Raw genomic sequence first — 26189 nt, 5'->3', positions numbered from 1 at the left:
GGTATTATTATGTTGAGCAGACGCCTCGAAATATATCCTGCAGCTGCTTTCCCTCGGACTTAAACTCTAAACCGCTGCCTTCCACGGTTTATTTCGCTTGAATATAACCTTCCGCTTTAAGCAACTCAGCGATCAGGACCGCGCCGCCTGCTGCGCCGCGCAATGTGTTATGCGACAATCCAACGAATTTGTAATCAAACATGCTATCTTCGCGCAAACGTCCAACAGAAACGCCCATACCGCGCTCAATCTCACGATCCAGCTTCGTTTGTGGTCTGTTTTCTTCTTCGAAATACGTAATGAACTGTTTCGGAGCACTCGGCAAATTCAACTCTTGCGGACGTCCTTTGTAGTTCAACCAGCGAGAAAGAATTTCTTCTTTCGAAGGTTTATTCTCGAATGACGCGAACACCGTTGCCAAATGTCCGTCCGTTACAGGAACGCGGATACATTGTGTCGTAATGAGCGGAGAACTCGCTTTAACGATTTCATTGTTTACGATACTACCCCAGATACGAAGAGGTTCTTGCTCGCTTTTCTCTTCTTCCCCACCGATGTAAGGAATAACGTTATCCAACATCTCTGGCCAGTCTGTGAAGTTTTTACCTGCGCCAGAAATAGCTTGATAAGTAGATGCAACCACATTCGTCGGTTTAAAATCCAACAAAGCGTTCAGCGCTGGCACGTAGCTTTGGATAGAGCAGTTCGGTTTTACTGCGATAAATCCAGTGGATGTTCCAAGACGTTTTCTTTGCGCAGCAATAATATCAATATGACCTGGATTCACTTCCGGGATAACCATCGGAATGTCTGGTGTCCAGCGGTGCGCGGAGTTATTCGAAATAACAGGTGTTCCTGTTTTGGCATAAGCTTCTTCTAAGGCTTTAATTTCATCTTTTTTCATATCAACAGCACAGAAAATAAAATCAACCCCAGTGGCAACTTCCTCCACTTTCGATGCATCTTGCACAATAATCTGTTTGACATTCTCAGGGATCGGCGTAGCCAGTTTCCATCTATTTTGAACAGATTCTTCATATGTTTTACCTGCAGAACCGCTGCTTGCTGCGATCGCAGTCACTTCAAACCAAGGGTGTTGATCCAGCAATTCAACGAATCTTTGGCCAACCATTCCTGTTCCACCAACAATACCTACTTTTAATTTTGTCGACATCCTATATTCAAATCCTTTCACATTCGTATGATATTGATAATAAGTATCTCAATAGTTAATTCAACCAGCCTACTTCTGTGTGCCAAATATTATAGCACGAGCGCAAAGAATCTTACGCAATAACAAAAAATCCCACCCCCAAGACTATTGTCAGTCTTAGGGACGAGATTCATATCCTCGTGGTACCACCCAGTTTCACCAATATGTCGCCATATCAGCCTCTTCAAGTACGACAGGCCGACGCCTTGCGTATACTTTAGCTCTATAACAGGAGCTCCTGTCACACCATCCCCCACGGTTGGTTCCGATGTGCTGCTCTGAGGCTTTGTTCAATAAAGTTCTCTTTACTCCTTTTCAGCGGACGGAGCTCTCTGTGAAAGATATCATTTATTTACTCATCTCTTCAACGCATTTGTTATTGCGATAATATTATCAAATTACGCGAGGTACGTAAACAATAAATTTTGTGAAATTCATTATTTTTCTTGCATAACTCCATTTGGATGCGAGATCCATCTAGGCCCTACCCATGTTTCGATGAGAAAACTCTCCGTGAATTTGCTTCGGAAAAGCCCAATAACGTGTACTTTTTGAGGCGAAAGTGATTCTGAAAACTTGCGATCAGGGTCTGGTGCCGCTTAAAGGGCAACAATACGAACATCTTGTGGTGAGATCATTCCGTTTATTCCGGTAGATGTATCCTTGGCGCTATATATAGGGGTATTTTCAAATAAAGTAATGACACTCGGAAATCCAGGTTGAGCGGGCGGCTTAATTTGAGATGCCTCTTCCTCAAATTTATTCATCACTTTGGCCATTATGGAAATAGCTTCTGCATTCGTCAAATCGTCTTTCGTCCGGAACCTTGATGTCGTTGCGCTGTCTAGCAAACCGTACTGGTAAGCGCTTTGAACAAGCCCTTGATGCATGTCTTTAATGTCTTTGAAATCCAAGAAAACTTGCCTGGCATTCAGTTGATTATTTGTGCCGCCTACCTGTACGATGCTATACGTCAGCAATTTAATTAACCCGCCTACAGCCGTCTCGCGGTTCACATGTTGCGCATATTTCGGTAACAGATCATAGACATAACCCGCAATTAAGTCGCTTTCCTTGCCTTTTAGCAACTGTACCCCCATCTTAATCATCGTTGCCCAATTTCCAATATCGATCGATTCACCCCAAAAGTTACCATTTATTCAAATTAAAAAATCCGCCTTTCGGCGGATCGTAAACCAACTATAGGCTTTTATTCAGCATCATTTCAAGGACGAGCTTATCGATATCGGATGTAGCCTCATTCCCGATGCGACAGAAATTGTCAATCGTTTTCTCAGCGTCCTTCTCAATAAAGCCATTCGTTGAGGATATCGTCATCCCCTTCGAAGCAAGAAGTGCAGATTGAACGGCAGCACTTGTGCAAGTAGCGACTTTCATAGCACAACCGCCTTTGGCACCATCACACATCATCCCTGTTACATTGCCGAGCATGTTCTGAATAGCAGCTTTGATTTCGTTACTTCCTCCACCAAGCAGGTGCGTAATGCCACAACTTGCGCCTGTTCCTGATACAGTGACTCCGCATAGTGCGGACAATCGACCGAATTTGGATTTGATATGAATCGTCACCAAATGACTCAGTGCCACAGCCCGAATCAATTGCTCATCAGATGAACCAAGCTTCTCGGCTGCCGCAATAACGGGATTGGTCGCGGCGATCCCTTGATTTCCACTACCCGAATTTGCCATAACAGGCATACTCGATCCCGCCATACGACCATCCGACCCCGCGGAAGCAAGCGCCATCGCATGCGAGATAAGATCATCAGACAAAATGCCTTTCTGCACGTTCTCTTTGATCGTCTTCCCGACTTGGAGACCATACTCATTCGCTAATCCGTCTAATCCAGCCCTACGGTTCAATTCAATGCTTTGCTTAACCAATTGAAGCTCGGCGAGATCAACTGTATTTACGAATTCTATGATGCCATCAACCGTAAGCTCCTCACGTTCCTCCTTGGAACTCTTGAAACTCGCGTTGGCACACCCTCCTGTTTCAACAACCTTGCCATCTACTTCAATTAAAGTGATATTGGTATGATTATCCGTGATTACAACCTTGGCATAACTGTGCGCTGTGTTGACGATGACCTCAATATATAATTTCCTGGTTGTATCCGCTAGGTGAACTACTGACAAGCCCTTTTCTACTAAGTCTTGCGCCATGGCAACATCACTTGGTTGTATATCAGCAAGGACTTCTAATTGTTTGTCCGCATTCCCTGCAATAGCCCCCAAAGCCGCGACAAAATCAATCCCAGTTAGATTCGTACCTGGAATACCAACGGCCAATGCGTTCTTAATGATGCCAGCGCTGGCATGCACGGTTACTTGCTCTATTGGACCTTGGACATAGCTTCGAGCCTTGGCAGCAGCCAAAGCGATCGCAACCGGCTCTGTACAGCCAAGCGCGACAACCAGTTCCGTTTGTAATAGGTGAATGAATGGATGTTTATGCAAAGTTTGACCCCTCCTTAACACACGAGAATTACGAATTGACTCGAATGCTATTCTAGAATATACGATAGCTACTTGGCTTAATTCAACTCCTATTATATAGGAAAAGTATGTGGAGCGTATGTTGAATCTATTTTACAATAACATGAAATTAACCTTCAGCCACATCGGCTCCTAATGCACTTGCCACTTCTAGCATTCTTGGGATAACAGCTTCGTTCGTTCCAGAAACATAAATATCTCCCTGATAGTGGCGAAAAGGAATCGTAACCTCACCATAGCTCCACATGAAAAAGTCACCCTCGATGGACATCGTGGTCGCACCAGTTACTGTAAAGACGGAAGTATAAGTGAAATCCGACTGGGTGGAGAAGTATTGTTTACACGCTTCTAATGAAATGGTTGATTCGATTCCATCTTGTTGCTGCAAAGCCCGCGTAATCCGATAGCGTTGACTCATTGTAAAACCTCCGTGATAGTATATTTATCATAATAAACGTATATTTGAACTTCTTTCGCCGCTCTGGACACAAATCCAACTATAACCTACGAACATTCTTATGATAGGACAAATCTCGAAGAATGCCAACTAGACAATGGAGTGTGGTAACAAATGAATGAATGGAAATCAGGAATAGTTGCTGCGTGACAGTTTCGATATTTCGAGTTACTAGGCATCGAATCAAGCGATCTTGCGAGCTCTGAAAAAATACGGGATGATCGTTGCCGACAACGGCAGTGATCTCTATGTTGAAAAATAATACATGCTGAATGCACAAATAGGCTGTCCTCAAGTAGATTGCTTTGCTTGTAGGGACAGCCTATTATACACGTAAACTTGGATGTCTTTCCTTAAGTGATATTGCCTTCTTTCGAGAACGTCATACGCTCAGTTTCGATCATTCGTAAGATCATTGTCTTGCCTGTACTGGATAGTCTAATTACAATATACCCTAGTACACCGCCTATCCCATTTAGAATGAGATCATCCACATCAAAACTCCCCATAGAAAGCACAAGTTGTAATCCTTCGAAACATAAACTTAATCCCACTGACCGTAGTAGGACACCTAACAGTGACATTTTTTTGCGCCTCGCCAATAACACTAGAAATAAGCCATACGGCATAAAGACCACAATGTTCCCAAACAAATTAACGAGGTCGTGCTGCGATAAGCTTTGAATATTACCCGATATGGAAACAAAAGGCTTAAAGTTCGCAAATTCCAACCGATTATGGATATGTTCAGGATTCTTCATATTTCGCTGAAGTTGATGCCACAGAAATAGCAAATCGATGCTGCTAAATTTAAAGAGAATGACCTTGAACAGGACATACATATACAAAGCAAATAAAGCCGACAACAACATCTCGTTCCATACTTTCAATTGTTTCATACTGGCATCTCACGCTCCTTCGTGTGATTTTGTTATTCCCTTAAGGAAGCACAGTGACAATAATTCCATCCATATTGTCACCCGATATGTGATAAGTACGGTTGCTAGGAATCTGAATAGTACTTCTCTTTGAGTTTGGATAATACGAAATCTCATAGATCTTCCCTTTTACCTTCGTTGAAATGTGCCCTTGTTGTTTCAAGTAGGCCAAATATTCTTCCAGTGAGAAATTCATCTGCTTCATAACAACACTGTGTGGCAGTCCCACATAGCGAAAATGCCAGGGTTCATATTGAATGCCCGTAATCGCTGTTTTGTCTTTCGGATAGCGTAGAATAAACCCGTAGTCCGCGGCGTTTTGGATCAACCATTCACCTTCTGGCGCCCGATTCATTTCAGCTTGCGTAGACCCAATATCAAGAGCTAATCCTAAGTTATGTTCACTATGACCCGCAGGCAATGCATAATTGGATCCCATATCTTTGTATAACTGACTTTGTTCTTTTTGATCTCGGTAGCCACTATTAATCAGGAAGTGACGAACCCCCTCTTTGTCCGCAGCGCTAATCATAGTTGTAAAAGCTTGAACTACGCTCTGTGATAGCCGAATCGTGTTATCTAGTAGACCGAATCCTTTAACAAGCTCTTTATGCTGATAAAGATTAACAATATCGGTCTGCATGCCATTCGGATGAACCGAAAAATCCCCGTTAATTAAAACAAGATCTCCTTGATATATCTGGTCTTTCGTCACTTTGATCGTTGTTGAATCCTTCCCAGAGGAAGTCGCTACATAAGAACTTTTCTCAATTTCAGCAGGAGAGGTATCCATCCGTTTACCAATTGCTGAATGCTGCTGTATCGCCTCGTAGCCTAATAGTACGACTATGACAAACCAAAAAACCCACTTCCTCATGACTCGTTTCCCTCCTAAACCTTATCTTGCATTTAGAATACAGAAAACTGTTTAAATGAGAAGTGGGACAAAGATAAAGTTTTTCTTAAATTTTTTCAGGGTAATGGTAATCTGACTTCAAAAAGTGTGCGAATCACATTACTTTGGACCGTAATCGTCCCCTCGTGTTGCTCTACGATGTTCTTCGCAATAAATAAACCGAGTCCTGTGCTTCCGCCCTGATGGGTTCGTGCTTGATCACCTGTATAAAACATTTGAAAGAGATGCGGAAGCTCGTCTGGGGGTATGCAATTGCCATAATTGATGACTTGAACAACCACTTCTTGCCCCTCCCGATGACCGTTAATATCAACGAATTGACCATCTTTTCCATACCGATTGGCGTTCGTCAATAGATTCTCAAACACGCGTGCAAGCAGCTCGCCATCTCCCAAAATTTCCAAATGTGGAGAAACATCCAACCTGCTTATTAATTGACTTTTTTCGAAGACGGGGTACAATTCCTCATTGAGTTGAGTGAGTAGTTCACTTAGATCGATTGGCTTCTTGTCAATGGTCACCATACCGTATTTCATACGCGTGATCTCGAAGAGTTCATCAATGAGCTTCTCTAAGCGTTGCGATTTGTTATAAGCAATGGTCGTATAATGGATCATCTGTTCTCTCGATAACTGCTCGCCCTGGAGAATCCAATCCAAATAACCAATCACAGACGTCAGCGGCGTACGAAGATCGTGTGCTAAATTCAACACAAGCTGATCCTTACTGTTCTCAGCAAAATCTCCACGTTCAACGGCTTGCTGCAACTTCTCGCTTGCCATATTGATGTCATCAGCAATATCCTTAAATTCGTCATTCGAATTAATGTGAATACGGTTATGAAAGTCACCCCCAGCGAGGCGATGAATGCCCGTCGAAATCTCGTTGAAATACGTGGCGTAGCGCTTCGTCAGGAAGAAGAAAAACAGAATAGAAAGGGGCACAAACACGATTAAGAAAAAGTTCAAGTCCCCAATTGTATTCACAAAATGACGTAATTTCGCTACAGGATCTTCCCTTCGAACGCCAGAATAATAAAGCTTCAATATACGATAAAGAATAAAAGTAAAAGCACCAGACATTAGCATACTGAGTCCTAATAAACCGATCATTTTGGATCGAAAACTGCGTAGTAGATTAGCCATTGAATGTATATCCCACACCCCATACGGTTTTGATCAACTTGTTTTTATTGCTATCTTCGCCGAGTTTTTTGCGCAACGTACGAATATGTACCATCACCGTGTTGCCACTTTCAAAGTAGGCTTCCCCCCATACATGTCCAAAAATATGTTCAGCACTGAACACTTTCTTAGGGTGACTTGCTAGAAGATAAAGAATATCAAATTCTTTCGGTGTTAGCTCGATTTTCTCTCCATAAAGAAGAACTGACCTTTGATCCACATCGATGATCACCCCTCCTACCTCCAATAGAGTGCTGCTCGCTGTTGTCGGTTGACTCAATTGAGTCGTTCGCCGCAGCTGCGCATTCACCCGAGCTACCAACTCCATGGGGTTGAAAGGTTTCGTCATGTAATCGACAGCGCCCATCACTAATCCCGTAATTTTATCCAAATCCGATGACTTGGCACTTAAAAAAATGATCGGTAAGGGATATTTCTCACGTATTTGCCGCGTCACTTCATAGCCATCCATCTTAGGCATCATAATATCCAGAATTGCCAGATCAATGGCATGTGTCTCAATCGCTTGGATAGCCTCTTTCCCATCGGATACTTTAATGAGATGATATCCCTCTTTTTCCAAATGTAACGCAACCAAATCAGCGATCTCCGCTTCATCATCTGCGATTAATATCGTTATTCGTTTCATCCTTATCGCGCTCCTCATACACAAACTAAACTTACTTTCACTTACAATTCATTCCTATTATAACCGATTCAAACAAAAACAGCTTATAGTCACCCTGTATCTTCTACGCCTGAGATGGAAAATATATACGAATTGATGTAAAGGGAGAGACTCAACATGTACTTAAGGAGGAAGCTATATAACCAAAATAAACGATAATAAAGATCCCAAACTCGTCTTTCGTCACGTATTTTGGGCTGCTGGGTTTGGCTGGTTATTCGATGCCATGGATGTCGGTTTGTTATCTTTTATCCTTGTTGCACTTCGTAAAGAGTGGGGTCTCACAGCCCAAGAGGCGGGGCTTCTCGGTTCGGTCAATCTGATTGGTATGGCTATCGGAGCAGCTTTCGGTGGATATCTTGCCGATAAGTTTGGACGTCGCCCCCTATTTTTATTGACGTTAGTCTGTTTTGGTGTATTCAGTTTTGGCAGCGGATTTGCAAACGGATTAGGCAGTATGCTCATCCTGCGCTTCTTGATGGGACTCGGACTCGGTGCTGAGCTTCCTGTAGCATCTACACTTGTGAATGAATTCGCACCTCCTGATAAAAAAGGACGAATTGTTGTCCTATTGGAAAGTTTCTGGGCCGCAGGCTGGATCATAGCAGCTGTCCTGGCTTACTTTGTAATCCCTCCGTACGGATGGCGAATTGCTGTCTTCATTGGCGCCATCCCTGTTTTGTTCGCCTTCTGGGTCCGGCGAGCGATCCCAGAGTCTCCACAGTACCGTATTCAACGCGGTCAACCGATTAAGTTTGGGCAGTTGTTCACTGCTTATAAAAGAGAGACTATTGCCCTATGGGCAGTATGGTTTGCCATAGCTTTTTCTTATTATGGGATGTTTCTTTGGCTGCCTTCCGTCTTAGTTGATAAAGGCTTCTCCATGATTCAAAGCTTTCGTTATGTACTACTTATGACGCTAGCCCAACTTCCCGGTTACTTTGCTGCGGCTTACTTAGTTGAGAAATGGGGCCGTAAACCGACGTTATCTCTATTCTTGGTGTTATCTGGGGGAATGGCAATGGGTTTCGGATTAAGCCAAAGCATAACCATGCTGTTGTGGTTTGGTTCGTTGCTTTCCTTTTTTAATTTAGGTGCATGGGGAGCATTGTACGCGTATACGCCAGAGAATTACCCGACTGCAATCCGAGGAGTGGGAACTGGATTTGCGGCTAGCTTTGGCAGAATAGGCAGTGTAATTGCACCATTTTTGGTAGGCGCACTGGTACAAAAGGACATTGGCTACGCACCCATATTCGGGATATTTGCAGTCGTTATTTTGTTATGTACAGGGATTCTTCTCCTTTTCGGGAAAGAAACCAAAGTTCGCTGAGTTCTGCGTTCAGGCTCAAATGGCTTCTTACTGCATACAGGATGTCATGGAGGGAATACTTGGAGTGAATCTGAACAGAAGGAGAACTTGAATGGAGTCCACTGAAAAAATATCAGGGAATCAGCTATGCTTATTAGTTTTTTCCTTCATTGCTCCCACCCTCATTCTTGTTGTACCTTCGCTTATGGAGAAAATATCCCGTCAAGATGCGTGGATGACGATTTTCCCTGCTTATCTGATCGGTGCTTTACAAGTATGGATTATGATCGTTTTATCCAAACGCTATCCAGGACTCTCCATCATCCAATACAGTTCCCGAATCTTAGGTAAATTCTTTGGGAAATTAGTAGGATTTTATTTATTGTATTACTGGGTTAACTTTGATTTTATTATTCTTAACCAACATATACAGTTCATCAATAGCATCTTTCTCATGCGAACGCCATCCATTGTTGTCAGTCTAACGTTGGCTATTTTATGTGGAATTGCCGTCTATATGGGCATTGAATCTATCGCTAGGTGTAATGAATATCTATCTTATCTTATCTTTGTACTCCTCATTCCACTGCTGCTGCTCATGATCGCCGTATCGGATCCTCAATTACTCCGCCCTGTGTTAAGCAAAGGGATTCGCCCTGTCCTCCAGGGGTCTATTTTCCCCATTGCATATTTAGGACAATTTATGGTTTTAGGGTGGTTCCTTCCTTATTTGAATCAGCCGAAGAAAGCAGCCAAAGCGTCATTCATTTCACTGTCCATTATCTCAGGACTATTCTGCATAACCGTTTTACCACTCATCATGATCTTCGGTCCGTTAACGAGGAAATTAGCCTTTCCCGTATTAAGCGTCATTCAATATATCGGGATCAAAGGAAGCTTTGAACGCTTGGAAGCTGTTGCGGTAGCGATCTGGGTGATGGGGTGCTTTATCAAAGTATCGCTTACCTTCTTTATTATCTGTCTAACAATCGCTCATCTATTTGAAATCAAAAGCTACAGAACCTTTCTAGTACCCATCGTGATTCTATCTGTGATTGGATCTGTTTTCGTTTTCGATAATTATTCCACCGATTTGAATAGTTACCTCAGAGATACGTATCCGAGCTTCGCTTTCTCTACCCATTTATTAATACCCTTATCGCTATTACTGGTTGATACGATAAAGAAGCGCTGGACGAAGTCCGCGCCTTAAAGTTAATGTTCCAGGATGATTCTTCCGATGTACCCAAACATAAGTCTTGCAGGAATGGTTGTGCTTGGGAGACGCACATGGGCAATGTATAGTACCCCTAGAATTACACATAGTCCCATTAGACTACTGTAGATTGCAGTTTCTTTATACTGTTGTTTTTTGATAAATATTCGAGCGCTATAGACGGTCCAACTCAACATTACAAGAACATAAGCTGCGAACTGCAGGATCATCATGAGGTCTCCTATTCTCGTAATTCGAAGGTGGAGTGTATCATCCCAGCCCCATGTACCTTCAGGTTCACTTCAAGGGTTATGTCCGCTTCCGGAAATCGCGTGTCCCATTGATCCCTCAATCTACTCCACTGATCTGGGTAATTCTTGTAAATTTCTTGGCCAAATCCTGCGCTGTCTACTTTTAATTCCTTCTGGATTCTGGTTAAGTAGGCCTGAACCTGTTTCTTGGCTGCGTCTTCCAAACCACTTTTGATGAGTTGCAAATTTGCAGGTTCATTAAGATCCAACGGTGAATTATTCTCAAGTAAGCTTCCTTGACCATCAAGTTGAATATGGAATTGAAGGGCATCTTGACGGATCTGTGTAGAGATTTTGCGATTTGCATGATTGATTACCATCCCAACTTGCCCATTTCCCTTGGGTAGTTTAGCTGTGAGGTATCCTACTCTCAACTTGCCTGTCACCCACATTTGTCCTAGTGTTTCTCTTTCATCTAATATGCCAGATAGTTTGAGATCTTTAAACACGCCAGTCCCCACTACCTTAAAAATTTGCTTATGGGGGTCATCGAAGTGAAGCTCCGGTTCGACTACACCAACAACGGGATGGATCCCCTCACTGCCATACAAGATAAAAAAATCGCGTAATGTTTCCGCGACATCTTCTCCTGAACCCTCCATCCCCCTCACCGCTTCTATAGGAACTGGCTTCAAAGGAGAATTCAATTGCAATATATTCCGCGCTTCTCCCCCTCTGACTACCATAAGATAAGTCTTTAAGCGATTCCTAGGGTCATGCGTGAAAATATCAAGAACATTCTCAATGCCATGCTTCGCCAAACGTTCACTAATAAACACAACACTACGATGAGAATAGAACAAATGGCGTGAGCTCTTTTTCTGAAGTTTTTGATGAATTTCGTTCCCGTTTTTCCCTACAACGGAGATAACGAAAGATTTGCCGCTATCATCAGGACTACTCTTCCCACCTTCTGCTGATGAAGGTATCGCAATTTGAAGGGTACATAAGAGGTCCCCCTCATCCGTTAGATCTAAGGAAGTCCCCATTACAAAGGCAAGATCATTAATTTCGGTACGATCCCAACATCCGCTAATGAGGACTAATACAATAAGAAGCATAATCCATTTAAGTATCCTCATTTGTTCCCCCACGATCGTTTCGCCCAAATCGGTATTCGTATCAAAACATCCCTCCAAGCCGCAAGCTTGAATGGCGCGATTGGAGAAAAATAGAGAACTCCGAATGATCGAAGTGAAGTCACATGTAACATAATACCTAGAAATCCTAGAACGATGCCGTATAAGCCCAAGCTTCCAGCTAAGAACAACATAGGAAACCTAAGCAAGCGGATGCCATTGGCAAAGCTATAGCGAGGAATGGTGAAAGCGGCAATACCAGTGATCGATACAATAATAACGACCGGTGCAGATATTAAACCCGCTTGAACCGCAGATTGACCAATGACTAAACCTCCAACAATGCTAATAGTTGGGCCGATCTGTTTCGGCAGCCGAATACCAGCTTCCCGGAGGGCTTCAAATATGATTTCCATAATTAAAGCTTCAATCATCGCAGGAAAGGGAACAGCTTCTCTTGAAGCAGCAATACTCAGCACCAGGCTTGTCGGGATCATCTCTTGATGAAAAGTTGTAATCGCTACATACAGGGGTGGCGCAAAAATCGCAAGATGGATAAAAAGCAATCGAATCCATCGAAAAAATGTAGCTGCTGGCCAACGTATGTAGTAATCCTCACTCGCTTGAAGTCCAGTCCAGAACGTCATTGGAACAACGAGAACAAATGGCGATGTGTCCACAAGAATGGCTACTTTACCTTCAAGCAATTCTGCAGCCACCACATCCGGCCGTTCCGTGTTATGAACTTGAGGAAAGGGTGAGAACGGTTGATCTTCAATACATTCTTCGATATACGCTGATTCGAGTACACCATCCAATTTTATTGGCTCTAATCGTGCTTTAACTTCTTCTACCAAAGAGTCCAACGCGACACCCTTTAGGTAGGTGATCGCTATTTTGGTCTGGGTATGCTCTCCTAGCGTAATATACGCTACTTTTAATTTTGGCGTTTTGAGTCGGGATCGAATCAAACTAATGTTGGTCGAAATCTGTTCAATGAAACCGTCTCTTGGGCCGCGAATGACAGGCTCCGATGAAGCTTCATCAATGCTTCTTTTGGATGTGCCTAGCATAGCAACTGTCATTACGTTACTTGCACCTATCTTGAGAATGGCCGCATGTCCTTCTAGGACGTTTTGAATAACATCCGCAACTTTTGTAGAACTTGTTGTGGTTCCGATGGAGACCAACTCATCTTTGAGATTTCCTGATTCCGACGGAACCTCATCCCTTGTTATACTTGTCAGCATGGGTTTAATGACTTGTTCTTCAAGCATATTCGTATCAATTAAGTTATCAATATAAACAATGAGCCATTGCGTTTCTTGCTTAACTTCTATTTTGCGGTACACTACATCGGAACAATCCTGGAACGCTTCTTGAATCAACTTCTCATTGTGATCCATATCCGTTGAAAACACATGATTATTCTCTTCCTCCAGGCTAATGGTTTTCATCGTAGGAAGCTTATCGTTTTTATGGGGTTTCCCTTTTATAAACCATCTCATGAAAGATCCTCCTGGTTGACACAATCACTGCTATTATCCCAAATAAAGTAACATCAATGACAAGAACATTCTCCCATTCGATTCCTTCAAAATACTTCGAGATAACATGAGAAAAACCACACTGTGAGATCACAGCGTGGCTAGATAGTTGCTATGTGGTAGTGTAACCACCCGAAATATGTCGCTTAATTATTCTTGGGTCACTGACCGTTTAAGCCAATCATGAAACCGTGTTGTAGTAATTGTCGTGATTCGTGTAGGGCCATCAATCGGAACGAGAGATTGATCATTCACTTCCACTGACCCAAAGTAGAGTGCATTGTCATCAGTGATCACTTGACGTGGATCTTGATTGGCAGCCAAGAATTGTCGAACAAGTTCGTCAAGCCTAATTTGGTCAGGACCTGCCGCATCTACAATATCATTCACAGGTGCACCAAGGGTGAAATCCGCTACAACAGCCGCGACATCATCCGAAACCATAGGCTGCGTCAGAGCGGAAGGCAAACGTACCGTATCCCCTTCCGTAGCCACATATGCGATGCTCCCAATGAATTCGAAGAACTGTGTTGCACGGACAATTGTATAAGGAATCGGAGAAGCCTTGATTAGCTCTTCTTGGGCCATTTTCGCCTTGAAATAGCCACTTTGGAGCAGACGCTCCGTTCCTACGACCGACAGTGCAACGTGATGACGCACACCTGCCGCTGCTTCAGCAGTCAGAAGATTCTTATTCGACGTCACGAAGAACGACATTACTGCCTCGTCTTCAAACGAAGGTGAGTTCGTCACGTCTACGACAATCTCTGCACCGTGCAGTGCCTCAGCAAGTCCTTCGCCAGTAATCGTATTAACGCCTAAAGATGGAGATGCCGGCACAGCTTCATGCCCAAGCTCACGAAGGTTCTGCACGACCTTGGATCCAATAAGACCACTACCACCAATAACTACAATTTTCATATGAATTCCTCCAGTTTATAGCCCATTATCTGGGCGTGTGATGTGTTATTAAGTACCTCAAATTTGTTTGACATGTATAAGACAATTGACGTCCGCGAAGTGTGACAAAAAAAAGTTTGGTTAATTTCTCCTCTGATTAATCTGGGGAATACGACTGAGACGGAGGCTGGGATTGGGACGGAAACTGGTGTGACAGAAGCTGTGTTGACGGTGACTGGGACTGGGACGGAGACGGAAACTGGTGTGACAGAAGCTGTGGCTGTGACTGGGACGGTGACTGGGGACTAAAGCTGTGACTGGGACGATGACGGGGACGGAGGTTGTGACTGAGAATGAGACTGTGTACTAAGAAGGTGACGGTGTCAGTGACTAGTAGACAGAGTCTGCCCCGCTGCCGAATCGTATTTAGATGTAAAAACTACAGCTAATATTGGCGAATTTGGGGTATTTTCGCGATTAGATGGAAAAAATACAGGTAAATTCAATCAAATTTGAAAAATCGAGATAATTAAAGGAATTTAGCTACAGGAAATACAGTTAATCATCCATATTCGATAATTCCGTTTCAAATAGATGGAGAAAATCCAGTTAAACTGCGGGAAGTCCGTTTATTATTCATCGCCCATAAGGTCAACAACGAAAGAATAGGCCGTTTCAATAAGTCTACAACGACTCTTGAGACAGCCTCTCCTATAACAGTATGGTCTACTCTTACGTATTTAAGATAATTCTTCCCTCAGCCTCTAACTTCACGACTTCTTCCCGGACTCGCGGTGCGACTTCCGTTCCTAGTAGTTCAATGGCTTTCATAACATCTTCGTGCGGCATAGTGCCGACAGGCAAATGAAGGAAAAACCGCGAGAAGCCTAAGTGCTTATACATGTGTACGATTTTATTGACTACCGTGTCAGGATCACCAACGTATAAGGCCCCTTCTAAACTGCTTGCAGCATCAAAGCTTGCACGGCTGTATTGTCCCCATCCCCGATCTTTTCCAAAATAATTAAACGATGCTTGCGTAGGTGGGAAATACTTATCTACCGCAAGTGAAGTACTCTCCGCAACGAAACCTGATGAGTGTACGGCTACCTTTAACTTCGAAGCATCATGTCCTGCCTGCATGGCGGCTTTCTTATAGAGTGGTACAAGCGGAGCAAATTGTAGCGGACTCCCTCCGATTATCGCCAAAACAAGAGGCAGCCCGAGTAACCCAGCTCTGATGACCGATTCCGCATTCCCCCCACTGCCAAGCCATATCGGGAGTGGATCCTGAACCGGACGCGGATACACGCCAAGATTCGTAAAGGCTGGTCTATGTCCACCTTTCCAAGTTACCATTTCCGAGTTTCTTAGTTTTAATAATAATTCCAATTTTTCTTCGAATAGCTCTTCATAGTCTTTCAAATCATATCCAAACAACGGAAATGCATCGTCCATAGAGCCTCTGCCCGCAATAATCTCAGCACGTCCATTTGATATCCCATCCAAAGTGGCAAATTGCTGAAATAAGCGCACTGGATCTGCTGCAGAGAGCACAGTAACTGAACTGGTTAATCGTATCCTTGTAGTCATAGCTGCCGCTGCTGCAAGCACAACGGCTGTAGCCGAATCTCCAAACTCCTTGCGATGATGCTCGCCGACTCCAAATATATCTAACCCTACCTTATCAGCAAGGACAATCTCTTCCACGACCTGTCGCAACCGCTCTCCATGACTTATCGTCACGCCAGTTCGTACATCCGGTATTGTTTCGACAAAAGTATCTATGCCAATCTCCATTTCGAATCATCTCCTAATAAGCGATGTATAGAAAATATAATTAACTCTATTGATATTTATAATAATAATATATATTATAATAATAGGATATTTGCGATTTCTGTTCTTGTCAACTCCAATAAAAAAGAAGAGCTGACATGTAGCCAGCCCTTCCATCATTACGGTTATATTGGAATGCGTTTGAAACCACTTACCAAGCAGACGCACCACCATCTACCGGAAAGTTGGCACCCGTAATATACGATGCTCGATCCGAAGCAATGAAAGCCGCGAGTTCCACGAGCTCTTCAGGTTGACCAAAGCGCTTGAGAAGCGTTTTTTTGGTTATCGCATCCCTCGCCGCTTGATTATCGCCTAAGTCACGGTCACTGGCAGGTGTCAAGAACGGACCAGGACTGATCGCCACAGCACGGATTCCATGAGGTGCACCTTCAAGTGCGAATTGACGCGTCATAGCAATAACGCCTGCTTTCGCTGCGCAGTGACCGACCATCGGAGGGGTCTCACCAGCAATAATTCCTGCTAAGGACGCAACGTTGATGATGACCCCACCACCCCGCTGAACCAGATGCGGCCATGCATATTTCGACACGAAGAATGGAATGTCGAGTTCACCGGCTATGGTCACACGCCAGTCTTCAATCGAGAATTCAGGCATCGGACCGAATCGTTGGATCGCCGCGTTATTATACACAACATCTAACCCGTTATAAGCAACCACGGCATCCTCAACCATTTTCCTTGCCTGTTCGGGATCCGTTAGATCTACAGGTGCAATACCCTTCATTTCACCACCGGAGCTGCGTATTAGCTCAACTGTTTCGTTGTTTGCATTAACATTAATATCACATCCAACTACCTTAGCTCCTTCTCTGGCGAATGTAAGCGCTGCTGCGCGTCCAAGCCCTCCACCTGTGCCAGTGATTAGAACGATCTTATTCTCAAGTATTCCCATCGTAGCCTCCATATCTCTGGTTTGTACGTGAATTATCCTTCACGATAAATAGGTGCTCCGAATGGAGCCGAGCGAGCTCCCCCATCTACTGTAATCTCTGCTCCTTGAACGAATGAAGACTCGTCTGAGGCAAGGAACAAGGCCACATTCGCAATTTCCCTTGGATCTCCCATACGGTTGAGCGGTATCGTTCGAGCTTGTGATGCTTCTAACTTAGCGGTTTCTTCAGGGGTCGTTTTCTTCCAAATGGTTGTACGTGTCGCCCCGGGCACCACGGTGTTTACTCGGATACCTTTTGGAGAAAGCTCGGATACGAAAACTCTTGCCATGGAGCTGATGGCTCCTTTGCTAGCCGCATATGCTGCTCTTACTGGAGCACCGTCGGTTGCACGTGTTGAGCCCGTCAATATAACGGAAGCCCCTTCATTCAAATGAGGTAAAGCAGCTTGTACGGTGAAGAAGACGCCAGTTACGTTCACCTGAAGCACTTCTTCGAAAACCGATAGCTCAGTACTTCCTAATGGTGTAGGGGATGCAATACCTGCATTCGCATACACAATGTCAAGTCTCCCGAAGGCTGCGATAGTCTTGGCCACTGCCTGTTCCATGCTGACTTGATCAGCCGCATCCGCTTGAACAACAACGACATGTGCACCCAGTTCCTTCGCCACATTGTCTAACGTCGTTTGATTCCGACCTGTAATCACAACTTTCGCACCTTCTGCAATAAACAGTTGAGTAGCAGACAAACCGATTCCACTGCTTCCTCCTGTAATGAGCGCAACTTTACCATCAAGCTTTCCCATAATCATTCTCCTTATATATACAATACGAGCATCACCAAGCCAACGATTATCTTCCCCTATTCTCTAGTACGTATTCATTCGCTTCTACTAGCAGCAAAAATGATAATACAACGGCAAAAAAATAAGCTGCACAAGGCAGCATATTAGGACGGTCTATAAACTGAACATAATCTAACATGGTTATGGTTACGTTGTTTTAACTAGGCGTATATGATAGAGAGGCACTAAACGAGAGTTGCGTAATATCAGCTGCTGAAGGATCAGACGCTACATTCGTCCTTATTCGTATACCAATACGATCACCTGCTACGACACCTAATGAACCGAGATTAATATTAGTTGCTGCATAGAAATTACCGGCAATAACCGTATTACCAGGACCTCCAAAAGAAAGCGAGCTCGTCAGTGGAGTTGTCAAGTAAAGTGAAGCGAGGTGACTAACCCCATTATTAGGAGCTGAAGGAGCTCTGAAAACTGTGAAATCATAGACAAGGGGTGTCACATTGATCGAAGCTACTGAAGCAACCAACAATTCAGCGCTTATTTGTAAATTTTGAACGGTTCCATTGAACGGAATCGGGAAAGCAAAGCCACCTGCTTCGGGTGGCATGGTTGATTCTCCACCACCATCAATAACTTCTACTGTTCGATTACCGAATCCCATTAGAATTGGCGCGGCTGATACGACTGTAGCACCACTAAGAATGATACCCGTTGAAAATGGAATTAATCCTCCAGCACCTGCTGCTCCCGTTGCTCCTGTTGGACCTGCATCTCCTGCTGTACCTGTTGACCCGGTTGGGCCTGTTGCTCCCGCTGTACCAGCTGTGCCCGTTGCACCAGTTGGGCCGGTTGGTCCCGCTTCTCCCGCTGCACCAGTTGAGCCGGTTGGTCCCGGTGGCCCACCCTCTGGTCCTGTTGCTCCCGTCGCTCCTGCCCCTGTAGCCCCTGTTGCTCCCGCTACACCAGCTGGTCCCTCTGGACCTTCAAACCCTCGAGGCCCTCGTCGACCTTCTTCCCCTCTTTGACCACGTGGCCCTTCCGGCCCCATAGTCCCTGTAGCTCCCGTTGACCCTGCTGATCCTGCAGGTCCTGATGCACCGGTAGCACCTGCTTCCCCTGATGTTCCCGCAGGTCCTTGGGGACCTCGTGGACCTTCTGGTCCGGGAGGTCCAGGGGGGCAATTACATTTTCCCATACTATTCTCATCTCCCTATTTAAACGTATTTCATCATATTAAATGCCTAAATAGATAGACACAGCATATGCCTATCAAAATATAAATAGTGGGAAATAGAACCATTTATTCACACAAAACTCTATTCATCTATGTTATTGTCCCATACCAAAATGACTGCGTTAGCATTAGCTACTAAAGATGGTTCGATGGTTAGGGAGTGTTGGAATGGACAAGCGCCTATGGATAGGTATTATGGTAACTAAACGGAATAGTAGAAAAAGAATTTTAGCTCTTTGTCAACGTTATCAAAGTCAAAACCTGAGACTTTACGCTTTCACTCCAGCAGATATACGTTGGAAAATGCAACGTATTAGTGGACTCAGCTTGAAAAATGGCAAATGGATACAACGTATATTTCCTTTTCCACGTGTCGTTTATAACCGTTGTTTCAACAAAGTCTCGATGACTATTCAACGTCTGGAGAAAATAATAGGTAAAAGTATGTGTTTCAATACGATTAATCATTTCAATAAGTGGGACATCTACAACCAGCTACAACAATCGAGTCTTTCGCAATATGTACCCCGTACATTTCAATATCATGAAGTGAACCTAGCAGAACAATTAGAGGTAAATAATCTTCTCTTTATAAAACCGATTTATGGATCTAGAGGTACGTCTGTCTATCGAATTGATCGCCTAGAGAATGGAGATATTCACATTTCCTTACACAGTTTAGCACCAAGAATTATTTGTAGGAAAAATGAAAGTATTCAAGAAAAGCTAGATGAGATTCTCGGACAAAAGACCTATTTGGTCCAAGAAGGGATTCAAATGAGTCGACTGGACCGTCAATATTTTGACATCCGGGTTCTTGTTCAGAAGGGAAAAGTTGGTCAATGGAAGATTGCCAGCATCGCTTGTAGAGTGGCACACGAACATTACTTTAACACGAGTATGTGTGAAAGTGTCTATGAGGTAGCCGAAATTCTCCATCGACTATATGCGTCAGAAAAAGCAAATGAAATCCTACAATCTTTGAATGATGTTAGTGTTATCGCCGCTCAAGAAGCAGAGACTCTCATGGGAAATTTAGGAGAATTGAGCGTGGATTTTGTACTGGACAAACAAAGTAAATTATGGATTATTGAACTTAACGGCATGCCTCAAAAAAGTATATATGAGGATCTAAAGGGATTTAAATTAAAGGATTTGTATCGCAAACCCATGGAATATGCTTATCATCTTACTCAATCATAAAGAAACCGAACTCATCGTTTGAAGAGATCGACGAGTTCGGTTATTCATTTAAATATCAGAATTTATAAGTTTTACTTACTAATTATGCTGAATTTCTAGATAAACGCTCCTGTCCTTCAAAGGACGGCGTATCCGTTTATTTTGTATACATATTCAGATACTAACGGACTTACCTGGACCGCACAAACTTTAAACCCAGGCATTTTGCAAGTTGGATCGAGAGCATCATTCGTTAATTTATTGACGTTCTGCGTATCGCCCCAATGCATCGGAACGAAGACAGTGTCTTCCCGAATCGCATCACTAAACCGACTACGCACATAAATCTCACCGCGTTTGGATGTCAACTTCACAAGTGTCCCATCTTCGATATGGTTTTTCTTCGCCGTTCTAGGATGGATCTCCATGAAAGACTCTACGTCTCTTGCAGCTAACGCTGGACTTTTGCGAGTCTGCACACCTGTTAAATAATGCACAAGCACGCGGCCAGTGGTCAAATACAGCGGGAAATCTGCACTGGTTTGCTCTTTGGGCAGATGATTCTCCACGGTTGTGAGTAGCGCTCTTCCCGCTGGAAGTGGAAATGAGGATTCGAATAAGCGTTTGGCCCCTGGATGCTCCACTTCCGGACAAGGCCAATAGACGCCTTCTTCCTTCCGCAATCGCGAATAGGTAATGCCATAATAGTCTGCAGTTCCACCACGACTTGCGAGTCGAAGCTCGTTAAAGACTTCTTCCACATGTTCAAATCGAAAAAATTGACCTCGCCCAAACTGCTCTGCAAGCTCACATAGCACCTGCCAATCATGCTTAGCTTCACCGGGAGCAGCACGACCAGCTTCTCTCAGTAGTACGCGTCCCTCCAAGTTAGTCAACGTACCGGCATTCTCTAAATAAGCCGTTACCGGTAATATCAAATCAGCTAACTGGGCCGTTTCCGAGATGAGGAAGTCTGCAACAACAAGGAAGTCGAGCTTCTTCAACCCTTCTTCGACGAAGTTCGCGTTCGGATTCGAAACAAGCGGATTCGATCCCATTACGAGTAACGCGCGAATCTCCTGCTCATGAATTTTCTCCATCATTTCGTAAGCAGACACGCCTTTACCGGGCAACTCGCTCGGATCTATGCCCCAAACACCTGCGACATACGCGCGATCCGCGGGATTCTCAATCAGTCGGTAACCTGGAAGCTGATCCGCTTTTTGACCATGTTCTCTACCGCCCTGGCCGTTCCCTTGTCCTGTAACAGCCCCATAGCCGCAGCCGGGTTTGCCGATTTTACCAGTTAGGAGTACGAGATTCAAGAAGTTGCGAACGGCCATATGACCATCCGTTTGCTGCTCAACGCCTCTAGCTGTAAACACCATACCCGTCTGCGCTTTACCGTAACTCAGTGCAGCCTTACGAATCAATGCAGCCGACACTCCGGTCAGGTTGGCGATCTCTTCCATATCCAGTGCTTCAAGATGCGCCTTCAATTCCGTAAAGCCTGTTGTCCGATTAGCTACAAATTCTTCGTCTAAGCAACTTTCCTCCATCAGCACTTTGAGCATCCCATTGGCCAAAGTCGCATCCATGCCAGGTTTCACACGTAAATGAATATCGGAGATACGTGTGGTGCCCGTTTCACGCGGATCGATGGTTATGATGATGGCACCTTTCTCTTTCGCTCTTGTAAAATAAGGCATCAGCGTCGGTTGACACTCCGCAATATTCGTTCCTGCAAGAATGATGCACTCGGCTAATTCAATGTCTGATAGTTGGTTCGTTATCCCTCGGTCAATCCCGAATACTTTCACCCCGGCTGATGCTGCAGCTGACATACAAAATCTTCCATTATAATCGATGTACTTTGTTTGCAGTGCAACGCGCGCGAATTTGCCTAATAAATATGCGGATTCGTTCGTAAGCGATCCGCCACCGTATAAACCTACCGTGTGGTTACCATAAGTTTCGCGGAGACCATTACACTTACTTACGATGAGCTCATAGGCATCGCTCCAGGAAATCCGCTCGAAACGACCATTCCGCTTCATCATCGGATGGAGTAAACGTTCACCTGTCAGCACATGCTGGTATGCGTTCATGCCTTTGATACAGAGACGTCCTTCTGAGGCTTGATTAGGCTTCGGCACAACAGAATAAACAGACTTTCCACTGGAGGCATTGCGATCTTCGATGACTTGCATCTTACACTGTACACTGCAAAACGGGCACTGCGTATCCATCACATGCAAAGAAGTAGCAACGATTTGATCTTGCTGTGCAAATAGACTCATAAGCTCACCTGACCAATGCAGCTGTGGGCTGCGAATTTACTTGCTGTGGTTCTATCAACCTGCTTTCAACCTGCCATCTGCGAAGCAGCTCCATTCGAGTGGTCAGATTGAATAACTGTTCACGTAACTGCGTTATCCCAATTCGTTCAACCCATTGACTTGTTGTTTCACCGAAATTAGCTTCTTCTCGGTACCATTGTAGAAATGCGGTTGCTAGATCTAGCACGTTCTCCTCATTGGCTTCCGTACAGAACAGCTCAGCTTGCCGAAGTTTCGTTCCGGCACTGCCTCCGACATAGATTTCCCAGCCTCCTGGGACTCCTACTAGTCCTAAGTCTTTGGCAAGAGTGCCCGCTCGGTGCAAGGGACTCGCGGAAACCGCAGCACTTACCCCCGTTGGCAGTTGCATATGTTCCAATCGCTGTTCGAGAAGAATCCCCATTCGAATCGAATCTTGCATTGCACTCCGATCATAATCTTTACCTGAGCATGTTGCAACAGTCGTGATCTTTCTACCATAAGAAGGCGTCGTCGACGCTAGGTGACCCATCTCTGCACCGATGGCGCCAACTTGCTCCTCGGCAATACCGAGGAGATCGAGATGCGCGCCGCCGGTTAGTTTCACTACCGGGACGTGATATTTATCGATCACGTCGGCAAGAAGCCTCAACTGCTCGGCATTCGTGACGCCGCCATACATGCGCGGCGTGATGGCGTACGTGCCATCGGCGAGCAGGCTCGCTGCTGAATCCAGGAACTTGGATTCAGCCTCTTCGGCGGCAGCACCTCGTGCCTGGCCGAGATAGTACTGCATGGCCGGACGGCATATCGCGCAGCCGTCCGCCTTCCAGCCAAGCGCATGCATCGCTTCATTCGCGGTCTTGAAGCTTGCGCTGCGCATAGCGTCGCGCAGCTCGTCATGGCTGTGCGTTGTGCACCCGCACACGGTTTCCTTCGGCGCAGCCGGCGTGTCCTGGCTCTGCAGCGCCAGCTGGAGCATCGCCGATACGAGCGGCTTGCAGCCACCGCAGGTGCTCGATGCGCGCGTGCACGCGCGAATATCCTCGACAGTTGCGCATCCGTTGTCACGTACCGCATCGAGGATGCCGCCCTTCGTTACACCGTTGCAAGAGCACACGGTGGCCGTTAGCGCCAGTGAAGCCGCATAGGCTTCATCTCCCCCGCCGCCTACGGCTGATGCTTCCTCCAACACGGACACGTCCGCCTGTTGCTTGATATAGCCGAGTAATTTGTTGCCCTCGCTGCTGTCTCCGAAGAGAACGGCCCCTACGATTTTATTATTGCGCACAGCAATTTTCTTATATGTGTTTTTGATTCCATCAATCACTTTCAGAGACGTTGTAATCTCGGAATCGCGAATTTCTCCTGCTGAGAATACTTCAACACCTGATACTTTTAATTGGGAATACAGAATTGAACCTTGATAGCCTTCGGTCTCCACGTCGCAAATCTTTTTAGCCAATACTTTACCTTGCTCATATAGCGGGGCTACCAACCCATAGACCGTATTACGATGCTCCGCGCATTCCCCGACTGCATACACGCCTGGCACACTCGTTTCCATATAGTCATTGACCATAATAGCACGATTCGTTTCAATCCCACTATCTGCTGCAAGCTTTATATTAGGTCGTACACCGACTGCAATAACAATTAGATCGGCTTCCACTTTGCTGCCATCCTTAAATAGAAGACCCTCTACTCGCTTCTTGCCAAGAATTTTCTCCGTCTGCTTCTCTAGAAGGAATTTCATTCCTTGTTTCTCCAGCTCTCTGCGCAGCATCCCTGCTGAAGTTGGACTGAGTTGACGCTCCATCAGATGGTGGAAGATATGAACGACATGAACATCCATACCCAGATTAAGCAAACCGCGAGCAGCTTCAAGTCCGAGTAAGCCTCCGCCAATAACAACGGCTTTCTTATATTTCTTGGATGCTTCTACCATTTTATTACAATCTTTAATATCGCGGAATGCCGTTACACCCGGTTTATCCGCCCCTGGAAGCGGCAGCATGAATGGTAACGAACCAGTTGCAAGAATCAATTGGTCATACGCAACAATCTTTCCTTTTTCACTCACAACTTTCCGCTTGGCAGTATCGATATGAACTACAGAGTCCCCAGCATAAAGTGTAATCCCTTTATCTTGATACCATTGCCAATCATTCATGGTAATATCATTCACCGTTGTGCTTCCCTGCAGCACTTTCGATAACATAATGCGATTATAATTCGGATGCGGCTCACTGCCGAAAATCGTAATATCGAATCGATCTGGCGCTATGGCAAGGATTTCTTCTATACAGCGTACGCCAGCCATACCGTTTCCGATTAAGACAAGTTTTTGTTTCCCCATAGCTACTGACCTCCACATTCCCGTGCTGTAGTACGCTTGTTCCTCGCCATAAGATAGCCCGAACTATGATGCCAATGTACGTTGTTTGTTCAACAACATGCGTCTCGTTGCAAGATTCATCCACAGACAAGCGCACGCGAATACCATAAGCATGACAAAGCCTAATGTATACGCACCTGATAAATCTTTCACAATTCCTAAAACAATAGGTGGGAAAAATCCACCTAAACCGCCTGCTGCGCCAACAATGCCGGTAACAGCTCCCGTATTGCCCGAAGATACTTCGGGAACCATTTTGAACACAGCTCCATTCCCAATGCCCAACAAGGTTGCCGCAACTAGACAACAGATACTAAAAGAAGTGAATTGATGCATGGATCCTGCCAATGCAAGCGAGGTTATAATCATACCTGTGAATACCACCGCAAGTACACTTCGTGAACCAATGCGATCTGCCAAGTAGCCCCCTAATGGACGAATGAGCGTTGCAATGACAACAAATCCTGCCGTTTTCAATCCTGCATCTGTAGCTGATACATGAAATAAATCCTTGAGAAATGTAGGTAAGTAAGCGCCGAACGCAACGAACCCACCGAATGTTAGAAAATAAAAAAGGGATAAGTACCACGTTGATTGATCTTTGAGGACAACCATCGATTGTTTGAATGTCTTCTTTTGAGAAGGAGATGGTAAATCTTTCGTTCCAATCCAGAAAATCGCTGTCACTAGCACGATCATAATTGCGAGGCTCCAGAACACCCACTGGAAGCCATATTGGTTAAACACGAAGGGCAATGAAAAGCTCGCAACCGCACCGCCTAAATTACCGAGTCCAGCTAATCCCAGTACCAAACCTTGTCGCTCAGGAGGAAACCATCTGGACACATAAGTAAGGGAAATGGCAAAGGTCGTCCCCGCCATCCCTATAAAGAGTGCACAAATCAGTAACATCCAGTAGGTATGCACAAACCCCGCAAGCAGAAGTGGTATTGTGAGAAAGAGCATCGTCATCGCAAATACACGCTTACCTCCGAAGCGATCTGTGTATATCCCCATCGGAATTCGTAGTATAGAGCCGAGCAGCACTGGCGCTGCGATTAAAAGACTTTTTTGTATCGTACTTAACTGAAATAGTTCTTGAATTTGCCCAGCGATCGGTGAAAATACGCCCCAGATCACAAAGGATGCCATCATGGCTAACGTGGACAATCCTAAAGCAACTCCTGATCCATGATGTCGCATGATTGCTAC

The 26189-nt window shown here is 44.8% G+C and carries 21 protein-coding genes and 1 other annotated feature; of the genes, 3 read left to right on the top strand and 18 right to left on the bottom strand.

Translation table 11 applies throughout. The annotated features are described in order from the left end of the window. Positions 1–88: 88 nt before the first annotated feature. The 8 genes from asd to A8708_RS22560 form a co-directional block, all read right to left on the bottom strand. Positions 89–1174, bottom strand: coding sequence for an aspartate-semialdehyde dehydrogenase (gene asd / locus A8708_RS22600; RefSeq protein ID WP_082927706.1), 1086 nt, complete (start codon positions 1172–1174; stop codon positions 89–91). A gap of 155 nt (positions 1175–1329) precedes the next feature. Continuing rightward, positions 1330–1590: a binding site (T-box leader), on the bottom strand. Between the two features lie 222 nt (positions 1591–1812). Beyond that, positions 1813–2322 (bottom strand): hypothetical protein, encoded by a 510-nt coding sequence (locus A8708_RS22590; RefSeq protein WP_068667552.1) that lies wholly within the window; start codon positions 2320–2322, stop codon positions 1813–1815. Positions 2323–2413: 91 nt separating this feature from the next. Further along, positions 2414–3694, bottom strand: a complete 1281-nt coding sequence (locus tag A8708_RS22585) for an L-cysteine desulfidase family protein (protein ID WP_068667551.1) — start codon at positions 3692–3694, stop codon at positions 2414–2416. A 148-nt stretch (positions 3695–3842) separates the two neighbouring features. After that, positions 3843–4151 (bottom strand): hypothetical protein, encoded by a 309-nt coding sequence (locus A8708_RS22580; protein WP_068667550.1) that lies wholly within the window; start codon positions 4149–4151, stop codon positions 3843–3845. A gap of 392 nt (positions 4152–4543) precedes the next feature. Further along, positions 4544–5089, bottom strand: coding sequence for a VanZ family protein (locus A8708_RS22575; protein WP_068667549.1), 546 nt, complete (start codon positions 5087–5089; stop codon positions 4544–4546). A 40-nt stretch (positions 5090–5129) separates the two neighbouring features. Beyond that, entirely contained in the window at positions 5130–6005 is an 876-nt protein-coding gene (locus A8708_RS22570) for a M15 family metallopeptidase (RefSeq protein ID WP_068667548.1), read from the bottom strand. 95 nt (positions 6006–6100) lie between these two features. Continuing rightward, a complete protein-coding gene (locus tag A8708_RS22565) occupies positions 6101–7189 on the bottom strand; it encodes a HAMP domain-containing sensor histidine kinase (RefSeq protein ID WP_068667547.1) in 1089 nt (362 codons plus the stop codon). Continuing rightward, positions 7182–7877: a response regulator transcription factor gene (locus A8708_RS22560; protein WP_068667546.1), complete on the bottom strand. Its 696-nt coding sequence runs from the start codon at positions 7875–7877 to the stop codon at positions 7182–7184. Before A8708_RS22560 ends, A8708_RS22565 begins: the two co-directional genes overlap by 8 nt. 178 nt (positions 7878–8055) lie before the next feature. On the opposite strand from A8708_RS22560, the gene A8708_RS22555 reads away from it, so the two are divergent. Both A8708_RS22555 and A8708_RS22550 read left to right on the top strand, forming a co-directional pair. Further along, positions 8056–9249 (top strand): MFS transporter, encoded by a 1194-nt coding sequence (locus A8708_RS22555; protein ID WP_068667545.1) that lies wholly within the window; start codon positions 8056–8058, stop codon positions 9247–9249. 91 nt (positions 9250–9340) lie between these two features. Further along, positions 9341–10441 (top strand): GerAB/ArcD/ProY family transporter, encoded by a 1101-nt coding sequence (locus A8708_RS22550; RefSeq protein WP_068667544.1) that lies wholly within the window; start codon positions 9341–9343, stop codon positions 10439–10441. Between the two features lie 244 nt (positions 10442–10685). On the opposite strand, the gene A8708_RS22540 is transcribed toward A8708_RS22550, so the two are convergent. The 7 genes from A8708_RS22540 to A8708_RS22510 form a co-directional block, all read right to left on the bottom strand. Next, entirely contained in the window at positions 10686–11837 is a 1152-nt protein-coding gene (locus A8708_RS22540) for a Ger(x)C family spore germination protein (protein ID WP_068667542.1), read from the bottom strand. Then, positions 11834–13342, bottom strand: a complete 1509-nt coding sequence (locus A8708_RS22535; protein WP_068667541.1) for a spore germination protein — start codon at positions 13340–13342, stop codon at positions 11834–11836. Before A8708_RS22535 ends, A8708_RS22540 begins: the two co-directional genes overlap by 4 nt. A 189-nt stretch (positions 13343–13531) precedes the next feature. After that, positions 13532–14302 (bottom strand): SDR family oxidoreductase, encoded by a 771-nt coding sequence (locus tag A8708_RS22530; protein WP_068667540.1) that lies wholly within the window; start codon positions 14300–14302, stop codon positions 13532–13534. A gap of 711 nt (positions 14303–15013) precedes the next feature. Further along, a complete protein-coding gene (locus A8708_RS22525; protein ID WP_068667539.1) occupies positions 15014–16081 on the bottom strand; it encodes an Atu2307/SP_0267 family LLM class monooxygenase in 1068 nt (355 codons plus the stop codon). 190 nt (positions 16082–16271) lie between these two features. Continuing rightward, positions 16272–17036 (bottom strand): SDR family NAD(P)-dependent oxidoreductase, encoded by a 765-nt coding sequence (locus A8708_RS22520; protein WP_068667538.1) that lies wholly within the window; start codon positions 17034–17036, stop codon positions 16272–16274. A gap of 32 nt (positions 17037–17068) precedes the next feature. After that, positions 17069–17842, bottom strand: a complete 774-nt coding sequence (locus tag A8708_RS22515; protein WP_068667537.1) for an SDR family NAD(P)-dependent oxidoreductase — start codon at positions 17840–17842, stop codon at positions 17069–17071. A gap of 196 nt (positions 17843–18038) precedes the next feature. Beyond that, positions 18039–19040 (bottom strand): hypothetical protein, encoded by a 1002-nt coding sequence (locus A8708_RS22510; protein ID WP_068667536.1) that lies wholly within the window; start codon positions 19038–19040, stop codon positions 18039–18041. Positions 19041–19247: 207 nt separating this feature from the next. On the opposite strand from A8708_RS22510, the gene A8708_RS22505 reads away from it, so the two are divergent. Further along, the gene (locus tag A8708_RS22505) at positions 19248–20282 is read left to right on the top strand and encodes a YheC/YheD family endospore coat-associated protein (protein ID WP_082927704.1); all 1035 of its coding nucleotides are present in this window, start codon (positions 19248–19250) and stop codon (positions 20280–20282) included. 116 nt (positions 20283–20398) lie between these two features. Here the strand turns inward: A8708_RS22505 and nasC are convergent, their stop codons facing one another. The 3 genes from nasC to A8708_RS22490 all read right to left on the bottom strand — a co-directional run bounded on the left by nasC (position 20399) and on the right by A8708_RS22490 (position 26180). Next, positions 20399–22561 (bottom strand): assimilatory nitrate reductase catalytic subunit NasC, encoded by a 2163-nt coding sequence (gene nasC / locus A8708_RS22500; RefSeq protein WP_068667534.1) that lies wholly within the window; start codon positions 22559–22561, stop codon positions 20399–20401. Between the two features lie 4 nt (positions 22562–22565). After that, positions 22566–24938, bottom strand: a complete 2373-nt coding sequence (gene nirB / locus A8708_RS22495) for a nitrite reductase large subunit NirB (protein ID WP_068667533.1) — start codon at positions 24936–24938, stop codon at positions 22566–22568. A gap of 63 nt (positions 24939–25001) precedes the next feature. Next, a complete protein-coding gene (locus A8708_RS22490) occupies positions 25002–26180 on the bottom strand; it encodes an MFS transporter (protein WP_157264959.1) in 1179 nt (392 codons plus the stop codon). Positions 26181–26189: the final 9 nt, after the last annotated feature.

Origin of the sequence: Paenibacillus oryzisoli (genome assembly GCF_001653565.1) — a bacterium.
Lineage (GTDB): Bacteria > Bacillota > Bacilli > Paenibacillales > NBRC-103111 > Paenibacillus_E > Paenibacillus_E oryzisoli.
The sequence above is the reverse complement of the archived record's forward strand: the minus strand, read 5'-3'. Positions and strand labels throughout refer to the sequence as shown.